The sequence below is a fragment of the Mesorhizobium loti CJ3sym genome, assembly GCF_000472785.1.
GTDB classification, from domain to species: domain Bacteria; phylum Pseudomonadota; class Alphaproteobacteria; order Rhizobiales; family Rhizobiaceae; genus Mesorhizobium; species Mesorhizobium loti_E.
On record NZ_AXAL01000025.1, the window covers coordinates 32,984 to 52,816 of the forward strand.

Below are 19,833 nucleotides of genomic sequence, written 5' to 3' on the forward strand. Positions count from 1 at the left end.
GACTGGGCGGTGAAAGATTCCCGTCGCGGTCACACTTGTTGCATAATCGCCACAATGCGTTGCATAGATCGAACGCAATCATTGGCTCAATACGGCGACATGACTCCGCAAGCACCTGCACTCAACCAACCGCTTTTCAGCGAACCCGGCGCACGCGACAGGCGCCGGCTGCTGGCGTTGCCCGGCGTGGTGGCGGTCATCGGCGCGCTGGTCATGGCCGCCATTTCGTTCACCATCCTGGTCGGTGCGACACCGATCGCGCCTGACGCCAAGACGACCTGGGCGCTGATTGCGCTCAATGCGGCCTTCGTGCTCTTCCTCATGGCACTGGTTGGACGCGAGGTGCATCGCATCGTTATGGCGCGCCGGCATGGCAAGGCGGCCTCGCGGCTGCATGTGCGCATCGTCGCCATGTTTGCTTTGGTTGCCGCCATTCCGGCCATCATGGTGGCGATCATCGCCTCGATCACGCTCGATATCGGTCTCGACCGCTGGTTCGAGATTCGCACCAAGACGATCGTCAATTCTTCACTCTCGATCGCCGATGCCTATGTCCAGGAAAATGCCCGCAATTTGCAGGGCACGACGCTGTCGATGGCCTATGATCTCGACGCGTCGCGCACGCTTTATGGTCTTGATCGCACAGGCTTTCTCGACCTCCTCAACAAGGAGGCTGTGGGTCGGTCGCTGGCCCACGCCGCGCTGATCAAGTCCGACGGCTCGTTCGTCATGAGCGCCCAGACCGATGCCGATTTCGCCATGCCGGAACCGCCGGAAGGCTCCGTCAGCACCGCCACCGACGGCAAGCCGGTTCTGATCGAGCCGCGCACCCGCAACATCATGGGCGCCATCGTCAAGCTACGCGAGATCGAGGGTGTTTACCTCTACACTATCCGGCTGGTTGATCCGGAGGTCATCAAGGCGCGGCAGATCGTCAGGTCCAACACGGACGAATATCGCAATCTCGAAGACAACAGGCGCACCTCGCAAGTGGCCTTCGCGCTGCCCTATCTCTCGCTGACGCTGATCATCATCCTGTCGGCCATCTGGACCGGTATCGCCGTCGCTGATCGGCTGGTGCGGCCAATCCGCCAGCTCATAGGCGCTGCCGACGAGGTGGCGACCGGGAATCTCGACGTCGCCGTGCCGGTGCGGCCATCGGACGGGGATGTCGCCTCGCTCGGCGACACCTTCAACAAGATGCTTCTGGAACTGAAATCCCAGCGCAACGAGATCCTGTCGGCCAAGGATCTGATCGATGAACGGCGGCGCTTTTCGGAAGCGGTGCTGGCCGGCGTCACCGCCGGTGTCATCGGCGTCGACCCCTATGGCATCATCACCATCGTCAACCGTTCGGCCGAATCGATGCTGGCCATCTCCGCCAGCGCGGCACTCGGGCAGAACCTTTCCGCCATTTTGCCGCATGTCGGCCGTGTCTTCGAGATCGGCCGCCAGTCGGGCAAGCCAGTCTACCGCGAGCAGGTGACATTCTTCCGCGCCGGCACTGAGCGCACCTTCAACGTGCAGATCACCATCGAGGCCGGCGACGACGGCTCGGAGGAGAAATCCTACGTCGTGACGGTCGACGACATCACCGATCTGGTTCAGGCCCAGCGTTCCTCGGCCTGGGCCGATGTGGCGCGGCGCATCGCCCACGAGATCAAGAATCCGCTGACGCCGATCCAGCTTTCGGCCGAGCGCATCAAGCGCCGCTACGGCAAGGTCATCACCGAGGACCGCGAGGTTTTCGATCAGTGTACCGACACCATCATCCGGCAGGTCGAGGACATCGGCCGCATGGTCGATGAATTCTCGGCTTTTGCCCGCATGCCCAAGCCCGAGATGAAGGCCATCGATTTGCGCGAATCGTTGCGCGAGGCTTCGTTCCTGGTCGAAGTCAGCCGCGCCGACATCACCTTCGAGCGCCTCTTCGGCACCGAACCGCTCAAGGGCACGTTCGACAGCCGGCTGATGGCGCAGGCTTTCGGCAATGTGATCAAGAATGCCGCCGAAGCGATCGACGGATTGGAACAGAAGGACGGTTCGCACGGCATAATCCGGATTCAAGCCGGCCGCCAGAATGGCGCGATTCGAATCGATGTCATCGACAATGGCAAAGGCCTGCCGCGGGAGAATCGCCAACGGCTGCTCGAGCCCTATATGACCACACGCGAGAAGGGCACCGGGCTTGGTCTCGCCATCGTCAAGAAGATCGTGGAGGACCATGGTGGCAGGCTGGAACTACATGATGCACCTGCGGATTTCCATGGCGGGCGTGGTGCGATGATCTCGATCATCCTGCCGCCCGCGGCCGCCACGCCGTCGCGCGGCGAGGCCAAGACGGAACACGAAAGAGAAACTGAAAAGGTCGGTAATGGCGTCTGATATTCTCATCGTCGATGACGAGGAAGACATCCGTGAACTCGTCGCGGGCCTCTTGAGCGACGAAGGTCACGAAACCCGTACGGCATTCGACGCCGACAGCGCGCTGGCGGCAATAGCTGATCGTGCGCCGAGGTTGATTTTCCTCGACATCTGGCTGCAGGGCTCGCGTCTGGACGGCCTGGCCTTGCTGGATGAGATCAAGACCATGCATCCCACCTTGCCGGTGGTGATGATCTCCGGCCACGGCAACATCGAAACGGCGGTCTCCGCCATCCGTCGCGGTGCCTATGATTTCATCGAGAAACCGTTCAAGGCCGACCGGCTGATCCTCATTGCCGAGCGCGCTCTTGAGACTTCGAAATTGCGGCGCGAGGTTTCCGACCTCAAGCAGCGCAGCGGCGAAACCTTCGACCTGATCGGTATGTCGTCGGCGATGAGCCAACTGCGCCAGACCATCGAGCGCGTTGCGCCGACTAACAGCCGCGTGATGATCATCGGCCCGTCCGGATCCGGCAAGGAACTGGCCGCGCGCGCCATTCACACGCTGTCGGCACGCAAGGGCTCACCGTTCGTGACGCTGAGCGCCGCCAACATCACGCCTGAACGCATGGAGATCGAGCTGTTCGGTACCGAATCGAACGGTGTCGAACGCAAGGTCGGCGCGTTGGAAGAAGCCCATCGCGGCATCCTCTACATCGACGAAGTGGCCGACATGCCGCGCGAGACGCAAAACAAGATCCTGCGCGTGCTGGTCGAGCAGCAGTTCGAGCGGGTAGGGGGCACCAAGCGGGTCAAGGTCGATGTCCGCATCATCTCCTCGACCTCGCAGAACCTGGAAGCGATGATTGCCGACGGCCGTTTCCGCGAGGATCTTTACCACCGTCTGGCGGTGGTTCCCGTGATGGTGCCAGGATTGGCCGAGCGGCGCGAGGACATTCCCTATCTCGTCGACAATTTCATGAAGCAGATCGCCCGCCAGGCCGGCATCAAGCCGCGCCGCATCGGCGACGATGCGCTGGCCGTGCTGCAGGCGCACAACTGGCCGGGCAACGTCCGCCAGCTGCGCAACAATGTCGAGCGCCTGATGATCCTGGCGCGCGGCGACGACGTCGACGCGCCGATCACCGCGGATCTGCTGCCGTCCGAGATCGGCGACGTCATGCCGCGCACGCCCAACCAGTCCGACCAGCACATCATGGCGCTGCCGCTGCGTGAGGCGCGCGAACAGTTCGAGAAGGACTATCTGATCGCCCAGATCAACCGCTTTGGCGGCAACATCTCGAAGACCGCCGAGTTCATCGGCATGGAACGTTCGGCCCTGCACCGCAAACTTAAATCGCTGGGCGTCTGACAGGCGCGACGTCCGTTCAGCCGCGCCTGGGCCAAGCATTTGTCGGTTACGGTAGCGGCGGAATCGCATAAGAAAGCTGGGACTTTTCTGAGGGACCACCCATGCCGCGCATTGCCTATGTCAACGGGCGCTACATCGCTCACGCGGACGCTTCCGTGCATATCGAGGATCGCGGCTATCAGTTCGCCGATGGTGTCTACGAGGTCTGCGAGGTGGCGCGTGGCTTCATCGTCGACATGCCGCGCCATCTTGCCCGGCTCAATCGCTCGCTGAGCGAACTGTCGATCGCCTGGCCGGTAACACCAGGCGTGCTGCCTCTCATCTTGCGCGAGGTGGTCAATCGCAACGATGTCGTCAACGGCCTTGTCTATCTCCAGGTGACGCGTGGTGTCGCCAGCCGCGATTTCGTTTTCCCGTCGGCGGATACCAAGCCGGCTTTGGTGGTGACCGCCAGGAAGGCCGATCCTGCCGCCGGCGCGAAACGGGCCGAGACGGGTATCGCGGTCATCACTGTGCCTGAGAACCGTTGGGATCGTGTCGACATCAAGAGCACCGGGTTGCTGCCCAATGTACTGGCCAAGCAGAAGGCCAGAGTGGCCGGCGCCCAGGAAGCCTGGTTCGTCGACACCGACGGTAACGTCAAGGAAGGCGGCTCGTCGAACGCCTGGATCGTCACCCGGGATGGCGTTCTGGTCACCAGGCCGGCCGAACATGGCATCCTGCGCGGCATCACCCGCACCACCATGTTCGAGGTCGCGGCGAAGCTCGGGCTGAAGATCGAAGAGCGCGGGTTTTCCGTCGCCGAGGCCAAGGCTGCACGCGAGGCGTTTATCAGTTCGGCGACGACGATTGCCATGCCCGTCGTGTCGATAGACGGCGATACCGTCGCCAATGGACACCCCGGCTCAATAACACTTTCGTTGCGGCAGGCCTTTTTTGACATTGCGGAAAAAAGTCCAGCCTGATAACCGCACAGGTGGAATGAACATCAATATATCTCGTTCTGCTTGTCGTTACTGACGACAAGACGGTGTTTGCGAGCTTGACATGCGCCCGACAATTTGGCGCATTGGCTTGCAAACCGAAGGGGATCGGCGAAAGACAAGAACAATGGCGGAACGATCGCAAAACCTTCAGGACCTGTTCCTGAATTCAGTTCGCAAGAGCAAGAACCCGCTCACCATCTTCCTCATCAACGGCGTGAAGCTGACCGGCGTGGTCACTTCGTTCGACAATTTCTGTGTCCTGCTGCGCCGCGACGGCCACTCCCAGCTCGTCTACAAGCACGCCATTTCCACGATCATGCCGAGCCAGCCGGTTCAGATGTTCGATGGCGAGGAAAGCCAGGGCGCCTGATTGGCACGTGACAAGGACGCGGACGGCACGGTTCGCGGAAAACCAGCACATCATCCCGGGACGGAAGCCAAGGGTCCGACCCGGGCTGTGGTCATTGTGCCTGTGCTTACCCGCCACCAGCGCAACGACGACGAGACGAACCGTCCAAGGCTGGTGCGTTCGGCCGAGGCCCGTCACGACGAAGCGGTCGGCCTTGCCCGCGCAATCAACCTCGATTTGATTCACACGGCGGTGGTGACCGTCAACGATCCGCGCCCTGCGACACTGCTCGGCAGCGGCAAGGTCGCCGAATTCGCCGAGATCGTCAAAGAGGGTCATGCGGAAGTGGTCATCGTCGACCATCCGCTGACGCCGGTGCAGCAGCGCAATCTTGAAAAGGAATTCAACGCCAAGGTGCTGGATCGTACCGGGCTGATCCTTGAAATCTTTGGCGAACGCGCACGCACCAAGGAAGGCACGCTGCAGGTTGAACTTGCCCATCTCAACTACCAGAAGGGCCGCCTTGTCCGCAGCTGGACCCACCTCGAGCGCCAGCGCGGCGGCGCCGGCTTCCTCGGCGGTCCCGGCGAAACCCAGATCGAGTCCGACCGGCGGCAGTTGCAGGAAAAGATCATCAAGCTCAAGCACGAGCTGGAAACGGTGCGCCGCACCCGCGACTTGCACCGCGCCAAGCGCAAGAAGGTGCCGTTCCCGGTGGTGGCGATCGTCGGCTACACCAATGCCGGCAAGTCGACGCTGTTCAACCGGCTGACCGGAGCCGACGTGCTGGCCGAGGACATGCTGTTTGCCACGCTCGACCCGACGCTTCGCCGGGTGCGGCTGCCACACGGCACGCCGATCATCCTGTCGGACACGGTCGGCTTCATTTCCGACTTGCCGACGCATCTGGTCGCCGCCTTCCGCGCCACGCTGGAAGAGGTGGTCGAGGCTGACCTTGTCATCCATCTGCGTGATATCTCGGATCCCGACACCGCCGCGCAGGCCGAGGATGTCGAACGGATCCTCGCCGATCTTGGCGTCGATGCCGGTGATGCCAAGCGCGTCATCGAGGTGTGGAACAAGGTCGACCTACTCGACGACGGCAATCGCGAGCGTCTGCTTGCCGATGGCGCTGACGCCAACAAGGCGCCGCCGATCGCCATCTCGGCCGTCACAGGCGAAGGCATCGATGCGCTGAAAGCGCTGATCGAGACCAGGATGTCGGGCGAGCTGGAGGAACTGACGGTGACGATCGAGCCGGCGCAGTTCGGCCTCGTCGACTGGCTCTACCGCAATGGCGACATCGTTTCGCGCACCGACAATGAGGATGGCAGCGCGACCATCTCGCTCAAGGCAACGCACACGGCCCGGCAAGAGATCGAAAGCCGATTGCATCGCAAGAACAAGGCGTAAGTTCGCTTACGTCTTGCCTTTGGCTTGCTGCCAGAGCGCTTCCATCTCATCCAGCGTGGCTTTTTCCAGTGTGCTTCCCGACGCCTCCAGCGCGCGTTCGACATAGTGAAAGCGCGAGCGGAACTTTTCATTTGTGCCGCTGAGCGCTGCTTCGGAATCGAGCTTGAGGTGACGGCCCAGATTGACGACGGCAAACAGCATGTCGCCGAACTCGTCCTTGATCTCGGCCGTTTCGCCCTTGGCCAGCGCCTCGCGCAATTCGCCGATCTCTTCCTCGATTTTGTCGAGGATGGGCGCCGCCTCGCTCCAGTCGAAGCCGACGCGGGCAGCCTTCTCCTGAAGTTTCAGCGCCCGCGTCAGGGCGGGCAGGGCGACGGGAACACTGTCCAGAAAGCCGCTGCCATTGTCTTCCGGGTCGAGGCCGCGGGCGAGGCGGGCGCTTCGCTTTTCGGCCTTCTCCTGCGCCTTGATCTTTTCCCACATGCCCTTGGCCATGCCGGCGCTGCGGGCTTTTTCGTCACCGAAGACATGCGGGTGGCGGCGGATCATCTTGGTGGTGATGGCCTGCACCACATCGGGGAAGGCAAATTCGCCCGCTTCCTGCGCCATCTGGGCGTGGTAGACGACCTGCAGCAGCAGATCGCCGAGCTCGTCGCGCAGATCGTCCAGATCGCCGCGCGCGATGGCATCCGCCACCTCATAGGCTTCCTCGATCGTATAGGGCGCGATCGTCGCGAAATCCTGCTCGATGTCCCAGGGACAGCCGGTCTTCGGCGCACGCAGCGCCGCCATGATCTCGATCAGGCGCGAAATGTCTTTGGATGGCGTCATACGCAGGATGCTATCCCGCAGCCCGACGCGCTGCCAACGCTGTCAGCCGGCGAGGGGGCCTTGTCCACAGGTGAACCGCTTCAGTCGAGTACGGAGACGATCGCCTTGGCGAGGTCATCCATGCCGTCCTCGGGCAGTCCGGCGACGTTGATGCGGCTGTCGCCGACCATGTAGACGCCATGTTCGGCACGCAGCCGCTCGACCTGTGCTTCCGTAAGGCCAAGCCGGGAGAACATGCCGCGATGGCTGGCGACGAAGTCGAAGCGGTCGGAGTTGGACTGCCGGCGCAGTGCCTCGGCGAAAGCCACGCGAAGCCTCAGCATGCGCAGTCGCATCTCTTCCAGCTCGGCTTCCCAGTCCGCACGCAAGACGGCGTCTTCCAGCACGATGCGCACCGCGGCAGCACCATGGTCCGGTGGCATCGAATACATGGCGCGCGCCGCTGACAGCATCTGGCTCATAGCCACATCCGCCTGCGCGCCGTCCCTGGCAAGGACCATCGCCGCACCGACACGGTCGCGGTAGACAGCGAAATTCTTCGAGCAGCTCGACGCAACGACCATTTCCGGAACTTTGGCCGCCAGCAGCCGCAGGCCAAGGGCATCGGCCTCGAGGCCGTCGCCAAAGCCCTGATAGGCGATGTCGACAAATGGCAGCAGCCCACGCTCGACGACCAGATCGGTGACAGCCTCCCACTGCGCTGAGTCCAGGTTCGCGCCCGTCGGGTTGTGGCAGCAGCCATGCAGCAGCACCACGTCGCCGCTCCTGGCCGTGCGCAACGCCGCCAGCATGTCGTCGAAACGAACCGCACCTGATGCCGCATCGAAATAGGGGTACTCGCGGATCTGCAGGCCGGCGGCACGCATCACCGGCATGTGGTTCGGCCAGGTCGGGTCCGACAGCCAGACGGTCGCGTCCGAACGCGTCCGCTTGAGCAATTCCGCCACCAGCCGCAGCGCACCGGAGCCGCCAGGCGCCTGAGCCGCGCGGATGCGCGTCATGTCGGCGCCCGGGCCGAATGCGAGCTTGGCCATCACCGCATTGAAGCCGGTATCGCCGGCGAGGCCGAGATAGGTCTTGGTGTCCTGGCTATTGAGCAGCCGCTTTTCGGCCTCGCGCACGGCGCGCATGACCGGCGTCTTGCCATCGCGATCCTTGTAGACGCCGACGCCCAGGTCGACCTTGTTGGGGCGTGGATCGGCGCGATAGAGGCCGATCAGGGCCAGGATCTTGTCGGTGGGAGCTGGCTGAAGGTCTTCGAACATCGCTATGGTTCCGTTGGCGCGGCGGAGTGATACGCAAATCGGACGTGATGCACCAGCGCTTTTAGTTGTGCGAAACAGACGGCGGTGCCCAAGGGTGTGGCCTTTCGATCGAAACGATAGCCGCTATTCTAATCACAGCGTATGCACCGCTTTGAAGGCGGCTTAGGGATGACTGCTTCATGCTGGTGCGGCTGACGATGATCTGCAACGGCGCCACGACTGCTACCCGGCGGGCGGCGTTCCCGGGGGACGAGCCGCTGGAGCCGCGATCGTTGGCACTGGCGAAGGCGATGCGCGGGACGTTGCGCCGCGCCGACCGGGAATGGACGGCGCCGGCGCTTCGCGCGCGCCAGACCGCCGAGGCGCTGGCGCTCGAAGCATCGGTCGAACCGCTTCTGGCGGACCAGGATCACGGCCGCTGGGCCGGCCGGAGTTTTGAGGAAGTCCAGGCGGAGCAGCCCGAGGGCATAGGCGCCTGGCTTACCGAGCCCAATGCGGCGCCGCATGGCGGCGAGTCGCTGGCCGAGGTTGCTCGCCGGACCTCCGACTTGATGGATCGGTTAATGGCGGAGCGTGGTCACACAATCGCCGTGACCCATGCCAGCATCATTCGCACAGCGATCCTGCACGTCCTCGGCGCGCCGCTTGCCGCCAGTTGGAAGATCGATATCGAACCGCTCAGCATCACCGATTTTCGCAGCGACGGCCGCAGATGGGTTCTGCGCGCCTGCGGTGTAACGACTCCCAAACCGTCGAAAACACTTCGCCCCTGAAAACCAAGCTGGGGGAGGGTACTGGCAAACCCGGCCCCTTCGGCGAACCCGCCAAAGAAAAAATCGCACCGCCGGGATTAAACTCCCCACATGCTCCGTAAACAGGACATGAAACGGTCGATGCCACGCTTTGACATCATAGGGCAGCTCGGATCGCTGCGGCGCTACGCACAGTCGCTGACGCGCGACAGTGCGGACGCCGAGGATCTCGTGCATGACGCGCTGGTGCGCGCCTATGAGCGGCGCGGCACCTTCCGCGCGGGTGGAAACCTGCGAGCCTGGCTGCTGTCGATCGTTCACAACGCGTTTGTCGACCGCATGCGCTCGCGCCGCTCGGAAGCGGTGCGCGTCGAACAGGCCGGACACCTCGCAGATTCCAGCACGCCGGCGCCACAGGAGCATTCGGTGCGCCTGGCGCAGGTACGGGACGCCTTTTTCAAACTGCCGGAAGAACAGCGTTCGGCGCTGCATTTGGTCGCCATCGAAGGGCTTTCCTATCAACAGGCGGCCAATGCTACCGGCGTGCCGCTGGGCACGCTGATGTCGCGCATCGGCAGGGCGCGCGCCGCCTTGCGCCGCATGGAAGACGCCGCCCCAGTGCGTGGCAAGAATCATCTCAGGATTGTGGGAGGTGAGCCATGAGCGCTCTTGTCGACCCCGTGACCGACACCGACCTCGACGCTTATGTCGACGACCAGATGGATGTTACCCGCCGCATCGAGGTCGAGGCATTCCTGTCGACCCGTCCGGAAACCGCCGCGCGCGTCATGTCGGATCTGCGGACGCGGGACGAACTGCGCGTGGCGCTTGCTGGCTCCAAGGGCATGGCGCGGCCGGCGACCGCTGACGCAGCGCGAAGGCTGGAGAGGGGGCTGGCGCGGGGCCGCATCTTCGGCGTGCTGCAGCGCGCTGCTGCCGTTGCCGCCTTCGTTGCCGCCGGCTGGCTGGCGAACGGCATCGTCGGGCCGATGTCGGTGACCAAGGTCGTCGCTTCACCGCAGCCGCCCGCCTATGTCGATGAGGCGGTGCGTGCACACAGGACGACGCTGGTGCGCGAAACCATGCCCTCGCAGCCGGAAGCGCCCAATTACGATACCGGCGAGATCCGTGCGGCGACGGCGATCGTCATGCCGTCGCTGCCGAAGGACTGGAAGGTGCGCGACGTGCAAATCTATCCCTCGCGCTTCGGCCCGAGCGTCGAGGTGGCCGTCGACACCAAGGACATGGGGTTGGTGTCGCTGTTTGCGATCCGGCCGGGAACCTTCGACGTGGTCAAGCCGACTGTCGCGCCCTCGGGGGATATTTCCTCAGCCTATTTCCAGATCGGCGAGGTCGCCTATGCGGTGGTCGCCAAGAGCGGGGTCCATGACCTCGACCGCGCCGCCGAGACGCTCGCCAGAACGCTTTACTGACCGATCCATAAAGGAGACTGCAAATGAACACGCCCAATCTGGGATATCGCGTTGGCACCGGCGCCCAAACCGGAGCCGTCTTTGACGAGGGCCTGCGCCAGCACATGCTGCGCGTCTACAACTATATGGGCCTTGGCCTGGTGGTCACCGGCCTGGTCGCCTTCCTGGTGTCGTCGACGCCGGCACTTTATGTGCCGATCTTCTCCAGCCCGCTGAAATATGTGGTGATGCTAGCGCCGCTCGCCTTCGTCCTGCTGTTTTCGTTCAAGATGCAGACCATGTCGGCGGCCAGCGCCCAGGCGATGTTCTGGGCCTTCTGCGCGGTGATGGGTCTGTCACTGGCCTCGGTGTTCCTGGTCTTCACCGGCACCAGCATCGCGCGCACCTTCTTCATCGCCGCCACCATGTTCGGCGCCACCAGCCTCTATGGCTACACGACGAAGCGCGACCTGACGCAATTCTCGTCGTTCCTGATCATGGGCCTGATCGGCGTGGTGATCGCCAGCATCGTCAACATCTTCCTCGGCTCGACCGCACTGCAGTTCGCCATTTCGGTGATCGGCATTGCCGTCTTCATCGGCCTGACGGCCTGGGACACACAGACGATCAAGGAACAGTATGCCGAGAATTTCGACGCGGAATCGCGCCAGAAGCTGGCTGTCTTCGGCGCCTTCTCGCTTTATCTGAACTTCATCAACATCTTCCAGCTGCTGCTGAACTTCACCGGCGAGCGGGAGTAACGACTATCCGCTGTGGGCAAGGGCGGGGTTCTCGCCCTTGATGCGGAGAGGTGGCCGGAGGAGAGATCCTCCGGCCACAATTCGTTTCGGCAACACCTTGAGTCCCCAGAAGCTTTTGCTAGTCTGCCGCCTGCTTCAACACCAGCCCGGGAGGACATGTGGCACAGGACAGCCAAACGCTTCATGGCGACGGCATCTCGGCTGTCATAGTCGGGCAGGGTGCCGAACTGGTTTCGCTACGGGATGCGCAGGGATTTGAGTTCCTGTGGCAGGCCGGGCCGGAGTGGCGGCGTCATTCGCCGGTGCTGTTCCCGATCGTCGGCCGGCTGAAGGGCGACCAACTGCGCCATCGCGGCAAGACCTATCCGATGACGCAGCACGGCTTCGCGCGCGACAAGCCGTTTGTCTGGGCGGAGAGGGGCACTCGGTCCTGTACGCTGGTTCTGACCGACGACGCCGACACGCGCGCGCACTACCCTTTCGCCTTTCGCCTTGCCGTGACCTACACACTGAGCCGCCAGCAGCTTGGTGTGGCCTTGGAGGTCACCAACACCGGCGACGAGACGTTGCCGGCATCGGTTGGGGCACATCCCGCGTTCAACTGGCCATTGCTGCCGGAATTGCCCAAGGAGGCCTATCGGCTGACCTTTGCCAATGACGAGCCGGCACCGATCCGCCGCCTGAAGGATGGCCTGTTGCTGCCATCATCGCGGCCAACGCCCATCGAAGGCAGGACGCTTGCACTGTCCGAGCGGCTGTTCGATGACGATGCCGTTATCCTGGATCGGCCCGCCAGCACCAGCGTACGCTACACCGCCGACCGTGGTCCTGCGATCGAAATGTCATGGCAGGGAGCAGAGGAGCTCGGCATCTGGTCCAAGCCGGGCGGCGCGCCGTTCCTGTGCATCGAGCCCTGGCACGGCGTGGCAAGCCCGGCCGATTTCGACGGCGAATTCACCGACAAACCTGGCGTGATTCTGATCGAACCGGGCGCGAAGCGGTCGCTGAGCTACCGGATCAGCTTGGAGCAGGGGCCGTTGTGACCAGCGGACGACCAGACGGAAAACCATGGGACATCAAATCAAACTTGGCTTCATCGGTACGGGCGCGCTTACTGCAGCCATTGTCACCGGGCTCAAATCGCTCGAGGGCGATCCGGTCTCGGTGGTGTTGTCGCCGCGCAATGAAGAGATCGCAGCGGATCTCGCTTCCCGCTATCCGAATGTTGATGTCGCCGCCGACAATCAGGCGGTGCTCGATGCATGCGACACCGTCATGCTAGCGGTGCGGCCGCAGATTGCCCACCAGGTGCTGCCCGAATTGAAGTTTCGGCGCGACCATCACCTCATCAGCCTGATCGCCACCCTGTCGCGTGAGGAAATCGTCGGCTTGACCGCACCCGCGAGCCGCGTGACAAAGGCGCTTCCCATGCCGATGATCGCTCACCGGCTCGGAGCGACGATCGTTTACCCGCCCGATCCGGACGTGACGGGGTTGCTGGGCGGGCTGGGGAAGGTGATCGAGGTCGAGAGTTCCAGCGAATTCGATGCGTTGAGCGTCGTGACCGCAACCTATGCGACGTATTTCAAATACCTCGATACGATTCATCGCTGGCTGAAAGCGCATGACGTTCCGGACGCCAAGGGGCGCGATTATATCGCCGCGCTCTTCAATGCACTTGGCCACGCTCCGGATGCGGCGCCTGATGCGGACTTCACCCATCTGGCCCAGGACTATGCGACCCGTGGCGGCATTAATGAGCAGGTCCTGAACGAACTCACGGCCCGTAACGTCTTCGATGCGCTGGCGGAAAGCCTGGACGGCGTCCATCGTCGCATTTCAGCGGCCGGCGCCACATAAAAGCCACGCGGAGACCTGACCGCCGAAAGAGAAGCCAGCTCTCAAACCTGCCGGACGATGGCGCCGATCACATTGACGAGAAGACGCGCAGCGGTGAGGGCGGACAGGCCGTCAATGTCGGCGGGCGGATAGAGCTCGACAAGGTCGAATCCAGCGATCCTGGCCCGCTTGCCGAGGCCCGCGATCAGGTCGATCACCTGTGTGTAGGTGAGGCCGCCCGGCGTACGCGCCGCCACGCCCGGCATGATGCCGGGATCAAGACTGTCGCAATCGAAGGTGACGACGACCCGTGCGCCTTCCGGAACATGCCTGAGCGCCCCCTTCACACCTTGAGTATGAACCTCGCGCGCGGTCACGAAACGGCTGCCATAGTGCTGCGCTGCTTCGATTTCAGCGCGGCGCGCGCTGCCGACGCTGCGCAGGCCGACCTGCACCATGCCGGCGACATGCGGCATCTCGCTCGCTCGCCGCATCGGGCTCGAATAGCCGTAGCGTTCGCCATGCACCTCGTCGCGCCAGTCGATATGGGCGTCGATCTGCAGGATCCAGACCGGTCCGTGGTCGGCAAAGCCGGCAAGGAACGGAATGACGACGGAATCATCGCCGCCAAGCAGGATCGGGACGGCCGGTAAGGACAGGACTTCGCGCGTCTTCGCCTCGATCCGGGCGCGGTTGCCGGCATTGTCATGCAGGATGGTCAAGATGTCGCCGGCGTCGACGCAGGAGATCGGCTTGCCGTCGAACAGCGGCCCGCCGAGATCGAAATCCCAATGCTCGACGAGCGAAGCATCATCCTTGCTGGCTGCGCGGATCGCGTCGGCCGCCAAGGCATGGCCGCTGCTGTGCTTGCCGGGATAGGTGCTGCCGTGGCCGGCTCCGAAGATCACCGCACGAGGCGTGCGGCCATCGGCGAGGCGATCGGGAAAGCCGAGAAACGATGCGGTCATTTTCTTGATGGTCCTGATGATATTGGGTGGGAGGTTAGCACGCGTGACGACACATTTCGCTGTCTCCGGGCCCACGTCTGAAAGTCGCATAAGATAGATTATGGAACTATCGTATTGACCAGGGGATGGGAATTGCCGCTGATTTTCATAGGCTTGGCACTACCGATGCGTGTTGCGTTGAGCGGATCGCCAACGCTACGCTGCAAGAATGACGACAACAAAGCGTGAGATCGAAGTGGCGATCGAGGTGTTCGTACATGGATACAGCACCGACAAAAGCCGCACGTTTCCTTACGAGGCCAGCCGCGTCGGGTCATTGTGGCTGATACGAGATGCCGCGCGCAAGAATCCGCGCGACTACCGCAACGAGGAATGGGGCGTCCATGACGCTGCTGTACCCCCGCATGGGCTACGAGCGCATCGGCACACCACTGATATTCCAACCGAAGAAGCGAACAGAGAAATGAAAAAACGTGGTTATGGCGCTGATTCATAAGGAATTTCGATCACCATGCCATCATAGGCCGGCACTACGGTGTCCGGCGTCTCGGCCATCACCGTAGCGTAGTCCAACGGCACGTGCATGTGCGTCAGGACAGAGTGTTTCGGCGCCAGCCGTTCGATCCATTCAAGCGCCTGGCCAAGCGATATGTGGCTCGGGTGCGTCTTGTATTGCAGCGCGTCGATGATCAGGACATCAAGGCCGCGCAGTCGCTTGGCGGTGGCGTCGGGGAAGTCGCTGATATCAGGGCAATAGGCCAGCCCGCCAATGCGGAAGCCCAGCGAAATGATGTCGCCATGGATCTGCGGCAAGGGCTCGAAGGTGAGGGCACCCCCCTCTCCTTCGATCACAACAGGCGTGGCGTGGTCGATGATATGGGCGCTGACGATCGGCGGATAGGAACTGCCTGGTGGCGTCTCGAAGCAGTAGCCGAACGCCTGGCGCAGCCGCAGCATTGTCGGCTCGTCGGCATGGACATCGATCCGGTGACGCTGATCGTGGACGAAGCCGCGCAGATCATCGATGCCGTGAATGTGGTCGGCGTGCGGATGCGTGTAGACAGCAGCGTCGATGCGCCTGACCGCTGCCATCAGCATCTGCTGACGAAAATCCGGTCCGGTATCGATGACGACTGTCGTCCGAGCGCCATTCGCCGTGATCCGCTCGACCAGCACAGCAGTGCGCATACGCCGGTTCTTTGGATTGCCCGGATCGCAATTGCCCCAGTCACCAGTGATGCGCGGTACCCCTGGCGACGAGCCGCAGCCGAGAATGGTGAGGCGCAGCCGGTCAGTCATGCTCTAGGCGCTCCGTAGATCCGGACGCGGCATTTTCTCAAACAGCCGGAAGAAATTGTTGGTCGTCAACGTTGCGATTTCCTGCACGCTGACGCCGATCGTCTCCGCCAGCACCTTGGCGGTGTGTGCGACATAGGCAGGCTCGTTGCGCTTGCCGCGAAACGGGATGGGCGCGAGATAGGGCGCATCGGTTTCGACGAGCAGCCGGTCGTGCGGTAAATCGGCGGCGATGGCGCGCAGCGCCGGCGAGTTCTTGAACGTCAGGATGCCCGAAAACGAGACATAGCCGCCGAGCGCGGCGCCGACTTCGGCCAGCCGGCGTCCCGAGGAGAAACAATGCAGGATGAAAGGGAAGGCGCCCTTCCCTGTTTCATCCTCGAGAATAGCCGCCATGTCGTCGTCGGCATCGCGTGAATGGATGACGAGCGGCAGCCCGGTCTCGCGGGCAGCGGCAATGTGGGTGCGAAAGCCCTGTGCCTGAGCATCGCGCGGCGCCTTGTCGTAGAAATAGTCGAGCCCGGCCTCGCCGATCGCCACCACCTTGGGGTGAGCCGACAGACGCACGAGCTCGGCAGTGGTGACGTCGAGTTCTTCGGCGGCATTGTGCGGATGGGTGCCGACGGAGCAATAGACCTCGTCGAAAGTCACCGCGATTTCAAGGATTTGCTGAAAGCGCTTCACACGGGTCGAGATCGTCACCATGCGGCCGATGCCGGCCGCTTTGGCGCGGGCGACAATGGCCGCCCGCTCCTCGGCGAAATCTGGAAAATCCAGATGGCAGTGGCTGTCGACAAGCATCAGGCGTTCGCGCCCGGCTGTTCGACGTAACGCGGAAAGACGCCTTCCGGTGCAGGCAATGCCGTGCCGGAAACCAACGCATGGTCGGCATGGACATGCACGAAATCGCGCTTGTCCGCCGGCACCGCCAGCAGGTCGAGCAGCTTCGTCGCCGAGCCCGGAATGTAGGGTTGGCTCAGAAGTGCGACGCGACGAACGATTTCGGCGGTCGTCCACAGCACCGTTTCCATCCGCGCCGGGTCGGTCTTCTTCAGCGCCCAGGGCTCCTGAGACGTGAAATAACGATCAGCTTCGGCGGCTACGCCAAAGATCGCCGCCAACGCCAGATGGATGCCCTGCTCCGCCATTGCCTTGCGCGCCGTGCCAAGCGCTTCCACCGCCTGGTCAAGGATCGCCCTGTCGGCTTCGGTCAACTCGCCACGCTGCGGCACCACACCACCGCAATTCGCAGCGATCATCTTCAGCGAGCGTTGCGTCAGATTGCCGAGACCGTTGGCGAGGTCGGCATTGGTGCGGTTGACGATCGCTTCATGGCTGTAGCTGCCGTCCTGGCCGAACGGCACCTCGCGCAGGAAGAAGTAGCGCACTTGGTCGACACCGTAATGCTCGACCATGGTGAACGGGTCGATGACGTTGCCGACCGACTTCGACATCTTCTCCCCGCGGTTGAACAGGAAGCCGTGGCCGAAAACGCGCTTCGGCAGCGGGATGCCCGCCGACATCAGGAAGGCCGGCCAGTAAACCGCATGGAAGCGCACAATGTCCTTGCCAATGATGTGCGCATCGGCTGGCCAGAAACGCCATTTCTCATCATTTTCATTGGGATAGCCGACGCCTGTGATGTAGTTTGTCAGCGCGTCGACCCAGACATACATCACGTGCTTCTCGTCGCCCGGCACGGGCACACCCCAGTCGAATGTGGTGCGCGAGATCGACAAATCCCTCAGTCCGGATTTGACGAAGCTCATCACCTCATTGCGGCGCTCGGCGGGGCCGATGAAGTCCGGTTGGCTTTCATAGAGCGCAATGAGCTTGTCCTGATAGGCCGACAGCCGGAAGAAATAGCTCTCTTCCTCGACCCATTCGACCGGCGTTCCCTGCGGCCCATAGCGGATATTGTCGGGACGGACCTCCGTCTCCTCCTCGCCATAATAGGCTTCGTCGCGCACCGAGTACCAACCGGCATAGCCGCCCTTGTAGATGTCGCCATTGCCGTCCATCGCCTTCCAGATCGCCTGCGAGGCCGCGTAATGCCGCTCTTCGGTGGTCCGGATGAAATCGTCGTTGGAGGCGTTGAGCGCGGTCGCCATGCGCTTGAAATCGGCCGCGTTGCGATCGGCCAGTTCGCGCGCCGAAATGCCTTCGCGTTTGGCCGTCTGCAGCATCTTGATGCCGTGCTCGTCCGTACCGGTGAGGAAGAAGACCTGCTTGCCGTCGAGCCGCTGGAAGCGTGCGAGCGCATCGGTCGCGATCAGCTCGTAGGCATGGCCGATATGCGGCTTGCCGTTCGGATAGGAAATCGCGGTCGTGATGTAGAATGTGTCGCGTGACATGAATGAACCATCATGAATGTCTGAATGGAAGCCGTGGCGGTGGATATCGCATCGGAATGGCGATTGCCATCCCGAGCCCGATGCATGCCGCCCAAAAGTGGCCCCGGTTTTGGGGCAACGGCATGCATCAAAAAAAGGCCGTCACATTCGCATCGCAGAATTCAGGCGGTCGATCATGGTCAAGGCATGCTGCTTTTTGTCGAGATTGTAGGTGTCGGTTTCAGATATAGCTTCCAGCGCCTCATGCCAAGTGTCCGCCAGGTTTTTGGCCCGCGCGAGATCGCCCGACAGCGCAGCCTGGCTTGCCGCGTCCGACAGGAGGTCGAGCGCCCGGCGGTTGAAGATATCGAACTGGATCGCCTGGTCGCGTCCGGCAACGACTTCGGCGAGCCGATGGGCCCCGTTGACGTCGCTCTTTCCCTTCGCCACCAGCGCATCGAGCGTCTGGGCGATCTCCAGCCCGCCATACTGCGTCAGCAGTATCGCGTTGCGGGCGCTGCCCCCTGCCCGCTCGACAAGTGCTGCCCGCGCGGCCGGATCGTCCGGTGGCGGCGGGTCGGCGGTTTTCAGCACCGCCAGCAAATCGTCGGTGTCGAGCGGCGTCAGGCGCACCACCTGGCAGCGCGAACGGATCGTCGGCAGCAGGCTGCCCGGGGCGTGGACGATGAGAATGAACAGCGTTCGTGCCGGCGGCTCCTCGAGATTCTTCAGCAAGGCATTGGCGGCATTGGTGTTCATGTCGTCGGCCGGGTCGACGATGACAACCCGGTAGCTGCCGTCATGCGAGGTCAGCGACAGGAAGCGGTTGACCTTGCGGATCTCGTCGACGGTGACCACGGTCTTGAAGCTCTTGGTCTTGTCGTTCAGCGGGCGGGTCAGATGCAGTACGCCCGGATGCGCCCCGGTCGCGATCTGGCGAAACAGCGGCGAGGCCGGATCGGGAGCGGCAAGGCTTTCCGGTGCCTGCGCGAAGGCTGGGTGCTTCAGCAGGTGATGCGCCAGATGGAAGGCCAGCGTCGCCTTGCCGATGCCGACCGGTCCGGAAAAGATCAGCGCATGCGGCAGCTTTCCCGACCGATAGGCGGCGGCGAGCATGCCGGCTGCTTGCCCGTGCCCGACCAGACGCGGCGTTTCCGACGGTTCGGGCACGCCGTCCAGCGTGTCATGCTGTTCGGGCGCAATGCGTTCGAAGATCATACCGGTGCGGCCTGCCTGTTGCGCGCGGGCGCCCTCGCCTCTAATGCCGCGAACACGGCCGCGGTGACGACGTGCTCCACCGTATCGGGGTCGGCGGACGCGTCGATGACGATGCAGCGTCCCGGCTCGGCCTCAGCGATTGCCAGAAAAGCATCGCGCCGTGCCTGATGGATAGCGAGCGTCTCCTTCTCGAAGCGGTCGGCCTCCGCTTCGGCGCCGCGCCGCTGCGTTGCTCGCCTCAGGCCCTCGGCCGGATCGATATCCAGGATCAGTGTCATATCGGGCATCATGCCGTTTATGGCGACCTGCTCCAGCGCTTGCATGAATGCCGGGTCGATCCCGCCGGTGACGCCCTGATAGACACGCGAGGAATCCAGAAAACGGTCGCACAGCACGACGGAGCCGCGCTCGACCGCCGGCCGGATGAGCTGCTCGACATGGTCGGAACGGGCGGCGGCAAAGAGCAGCGCCTCCATCTTCGGTCCGAATGGCTCCGCCGCACCCGACAGCAGCACATGCCTGACTGCCTCGGCGCCCGGCGAGCCGCCGGGTTCGCGCGTCAGCAGGACATCATACTTCTTGGCGCGCATCTTCTTCGCCAGCCGCTCGATCTGCGTCGACTTGCCTGCGCCTTCGCCGCCTTCGAAGGTGATGAAAAATCCGCGCGCCAATCG

20 protein-coding genes are annotated in these 19,833 nt (G+C 63.0%); 12 read left to right on the top strand and 8 right to left on the bottom strand.

Annotation, left to right across the window (positions count from 1 at the left end):
- Positions 1 to 54: 54 nt before the first annotated feature.
- The 5 genes from A3A9_RS0128320 to hflX all read left to right on the top strand — a co-directional run bounded on the left by A3A9_RS0128320 (position 55) and on the right by hflX (position 6,484).
- Positions 55 to 2,385 carry an ATP-binding protein gene (locus A3A9_RS0128320; protein ID WP_430515898.1) on the top strand — a complete coding sequence of 777 codons (2,331 nt, stop codon included), beginning with the start codon at positions 55 to 57 and terminating at the stop codon, positions 2,383 to 2,385.
- Entirely contained in the window at positions 2,375 to 3,736 is a 1,362-nt protein-coding gene (locus A3A9_RS0128325; RefSeq protein ID WP_027061648.1) for a sigma-54-dependent transcriptional regulator, read from the top strand. The genes A3A9_RS0128320 and A3A9_RS0128325 overlap by 11 nt, the downstream gene beginning before the upstream one ends.
- A 101-nt stretch (positions 3,737 to 3,837) precedes the next feature.
- Positions 3,838 to 4,701, top strand: coding sequence for a D-amino-acid transaminase (locus A3A9_RS0128330; RefSeq protein WP_027061649.1), 864 nt, complete (start codon positions 3,838 to 3,840; stop codon positions 4,699 to 4,701).
- Between the two features lie 145 nt (positions 4,702 to 4,846).
- The gene (hfq, locus tag A3A9_RS0128335; protein ID WP_006202172.1) at positions 4,847 to 5,092 is read left to right on the top strand and encodes an RNA chaperone Hfq; all 246 of its coding nucleotides are present in this window, start codon (positions 4,847 to 4,849) and stop codon (positions 5,090 to 5,092) included.
- Positions 5,093 to 6,484 (top strand): GTPase HflX, encoded by a 1,392-nt coding sequence (gene hflX, locus A3A9_RS0128340; RefSeq protein WP_027061650.1) that lies wholly within the window; start codon positions 5,093 to 5,095, stop codon positions 6,482 to 6,484. It begins immediately after the preceding gene.
- Positions 6,485 to 6,490: 6 nt separating this feature from the next.
- Here the strand turns inward: hflX and mazG are convergent, their stop codons facing one another.
- The gene (mazG, locus tag A3A9_RS0128345; RefSeq protein ID WP_027061651.1) at positions 6,491 to 7,315 is read right to left on the bottom strand and encodes a nucleoside triphosphate pyrophosphohydrolase; all 825 of its coding nucleotides are present in this window, start codon (positions 7,313 to 7,315) and stop codon (positions 6,491 to 6,493) included.
- An 80-nt stretch (positions 7,316 to 7,395) separates the two neighbouring features.
- Entirely contained in the window at positions 7,396 to 8,580 is a 1,185-nt protein-coding gene (locus A3A9_RS0128350) for an aromatic amino acid transaminase (protein WP_027061652.1), read from the bottom strand.
- 179 nt (positions 8,581 to 8,759) lie between these two features.
- Here A3A9_RS0128350 and A3A9_RS0128355 point away from each other — a divergent pair, with 179 nt between their 5' ends.
- From A3A9_RS0128355 to A3A9_RS0128380, 6 genes are all read left to right on the top strand, one after another.
- Positions 8,760 to 9,353 (top strand): histidine phosphatase family protein, encoded by a 594-nt coding sequence (locus A3A9_RS0128355; protein ID WP_027061653.1) that lies wholly within the window; start codon positions 8,760 to 8,762, stop codon positions 9,351 to 9,353.
- A gap of 108 nt (positions 9,354 to 9,461) precedes the next feature.
- Positions 9,462 to 9,995, top strand: coding sequence for a sigma-70 family RNA polymerase sigma factor (locus A3A9_RS0128360; RefSeq protein ID WP_027061654.1), 534 nt, complete (start codon positions 9,462 to 9,464; stop codon positions 9,993 to 9,995).
- Positions 9,992 to 10,765 carry an anti-sigma factor family protein gene (locus A3A9_RS0128365; RefSeq protein ID WP_027061655.1) on the top strand — a complete coding sequence of 258 codons (774 nt, stop codon included), beginning with the start codon at positions 9,992 to 9,994 and terminating at the stop codon, positions 10,763 to 10,765. The genes A3A9_RS0128360 and A3A9_RS0128365 overlap by 4 nt, the downstream gene beginning before the upstream one ends.
- Positions 10,766 to 10,788: 23 nt before the next feature.
- Positions 10,789 to 11,505, top strand: coding sequence for a Bax inhibitor-1/YccA family protein (locus A3A9_RS0128370; RefSeq protein ID WP_027028926.1), 717 nt, complete (start codon positions 10,789 to 10,791; stop codon positions 11,503 to 11,505).
- Between the two features lie 158 nt (positions 11,506 to 11,663).
- Positions 11,664 to 12,548 carry an aldose 1-epimerase family protein gene (locus A3A9_RS0128375; protein ID WP_027061656.1) on the top strand — a complete coding sequence of 295 codons (885 nt, stop codon included), beginning with the start codon at positions 11,664 to 11,666 and terminating at the stop codon, positions 12,546 to 12,548.
- Positions 12,549 to 12,573: 25 nt separating this feature from the next.
- Positions 12,574 to 13,365, top strand: coding sequence for a pyrroline-5-carboxylate reductase (locus tag A3A9_RS0128380; RefSeq protein ID WP_027061657.1), 792 nt, complete (start codon positions 12,574 to 12,576; stop codon positions 13,363 to 13,365).
- Between the two features lie 41 nt (positions 13,366 to 13,406).
- On the opposite strand, the gene A3A9_RS0128385 is transcribed toward A3A9_RS0128380, so the two are convergent.
- Positions 13,407 to 14,312: an agmatinase gene (locus A3A9_RS0128385; RefSeq protein ID WP_027061658.1), complete on the bottom strand. Its 906-nt coding sequence runs from the start codon at positions 14,310 to 14,312 to the stop codon at positions 13,407 to 13,409.
- A 208-nt stretch (positions 14,313 to 14,520) separates the two neighbouring features.
- Between A3A9_RS0128385 and A3A9_RS45895 the strand changes: the two genes are divergently transcribed.
- Positions 14,521 to 14,808 (top strand): hypothetical protein, encoded by a 288-nt coding sequence (locus A3A9_RS45895; RefSeq protein WP_245279142.1) that lies wholly within the window; start codon positions 14,521 to 14,523, stop codon positions 14,806 to 14,808.
- On the opposite strand, the gene A3A9_RS0128390 is transcribed toward A3A9_RS45895, so the two are convergent.
- The 5 genes from A3A9_RS0128390 to tmk form a co-directional block, all read right to left on the bottom strand.
- Entirely contained in the window at positions 14,790 to 15,611 is an 822-nt protein-coding gene (locus tag A3A9_RS0128390; RefSeq protein ID WP_027061659.1) for an MBL fold metallo-hydrolase, read from the bottom strand. The two genes, A3A9_RS45895 and A3A9_RS0128390, sit on opposite strands and share 19 nt — an antisense overlap.
- A 3-nt stretch (positions 15,612 to 15,614) precedes the next feature.
- Positions 15,615 to 16,409 (bottom strand): TatD family hydrolase, encoded by a 795-nt coding sequence (locus A3A9_RS0128395; protein ID WP_027061660.1) that lies wholly within the window; start codon positions 16,407 to 16,409, stop codon positions 15,615 to 15,617.
- Entirely contained in the window at positions 16,409 to 17,962 is a 1,554-nt protein-coding gene (gene metG, locus A3A9_RS0128400; RefSeq protein WP_027061661.1) for a methionine--tRNA ligase, read from the bottom strand. The genes A3A9_RS0128395 and metG overlap by 1 nt, the downstream gene beginning before the upstream one ends.
- 141 nt (positions 17,963 to 18,103) lie before the next feature.
- Positions 18,104 to 19,159 carry a DNA polymerase III subunit delta' gene (locus A3A9_RS0128405; RefSeq protein ID WP_027061662.1) on the bottom strand — a complete coding sequence of 352 codons (1,056 nt, stop codon included), beginning with the start codon at positions 19,157 to 19,159 and terminating at the stop codon, positions 18,104 to 18,106.
- The gene (gene tmk / locus A3A9_RS0128410; protein WP_027061663.1) at positions 19,156 to 19,830 is read right to left on the bottom strand and encodes a dTMP kinase; all 675 of its coding nucleotides are present in this window, start codon (positions 19,828 to 19,830) and stop codon (positions 19,156 to 19,158) included. The genes A3A9_RS0128405 and tmk overlap by 4 nt, the downstream gene beginning before the upstream one ends.
- Positions 19,831 to 19,833: the final 3 nt, after the last annotated feature.

Excerpts from the sequence above, each read along its gene's own strand:
- A3A9_RS0128355 (WP_027061653.1), top strand. The coding sequence starts at position 8,760 with ATGCTGGTGCGGCTGACGATGATCTGCAACGGCGCCACGACTGCTACC.
- mazG (WP_027061651.1), bottom strand. The coding sequence starts at position 7,315 with ATGACGCCATCCAAAGACATTTCGCGCCTGATCGAGATCATGGCGGCG.
- A3A9_RS0128405 (WP_027061662.1), bottom strand. The coding sequence starts at position 19,159 with ATGATCTTCGAACGCATTGCGCCCGAACAGCATGACACGCTGGACGGC.
- A3A9_RS45895 (WP_245279142.1), top strand. The coding sequence starts at position 14,521 with ATGACGACAACAAAGCGTGAGATCGAAGTGGCGATCGAGGTGTTCGTA.
- A3A9_RS0128395 (WP_027061660.1), bottom strand. The coding sequence starts at position 16,409 with ATGCTTGTCGACAGCCACTGCCATCTGGATTTTCCAGATTTCGCCGAG.
- A3A9_RS0128360 (WP_027061654.1), top strand. The coding sequence starts at position 9,462 with ATGAAACGGTCGATGCCACGCTTTGACATCATAGGGCAGCTCGGATCG.
- A3A9_RS0128350 (WP_027061652.1), bottom strand. The coding sequence starts at position 8,580 with ATGTTCGAAGACCTTCAGCCAGCTCCCACCGACAAGATCCTGGCCCTG.
- A3A9_RS0128320 (WP_430515898.1), top strand. The coding sequence starts at position 55 with ATGCGTTGCATAGATCGAACGCAATCATTGGCTCAATACGGCGACATG.
- hfq (WP_006202172.1), top strand. The coding sequence starts at position 4,847 with ATGGCGGAACGATCGCAAAACCTTCAGGACCTGTTCCTGAATTCAGTT.
- metG (WP_027061661.1), bottom strand. The coding sequence starts at position 17,962 with ATGTCACGCGACACATTCTACATCACGACCGCGATTTCCTATCCGAAC.
- A3A9_RS0128365 (WP_027061655.1), top strand. The coding sequence starts at position 9,992 with ATGAGCGCTCTTGTCGACCCCGTGACCGACACCGACCTCGACGCTTAT.
- A3A9_RS0128325 (WP_027061648.1), top strand. The coding sequence starts at position 2,375 with ATGGCGTCTGATATTCTCATCGTCGATGACGAGGAAGACATCCGTGAA.
- A3A9_RS0128330 (WP_027061649.1), top strand. The coding sequence starts at position 3,838 with ATGCCGCGCATTGCCTATGTCAACGGGCGCTACATCGCTCACGCGGAC.
- A3A9_RS0128385 (WP_027061658.1), bottom strand. The coding sequence starts at position 14,312 with ATGACCGCATCGTTTCTCGGCTTTCCCGATCGCCTCGCCGATGGCCGC.
- A3A9_RS0128370 (WP_027028926.1), top strand. The coding sequence starts at position 10,789 with ATGAACACGCCCAATCTGGGATATCGCGTTGGCACCGGCGCCCAAACC.
- A3A9_RS0128380 (WP_027061657.1), top strand. The coding sequence starts at position 12,574 with ATGGGACATCAAATCAAACTTGGCTTCATCGGTACGGGCGCGCTTACT.
- A3A9_RS0128390 (WP_027061659.1), bottom strand. The coding sequence starts at position 15,611 with ATGACTGACCGGCTGCGCCTCACCATTCTCGGCTGCGGCTCGTCGCCA.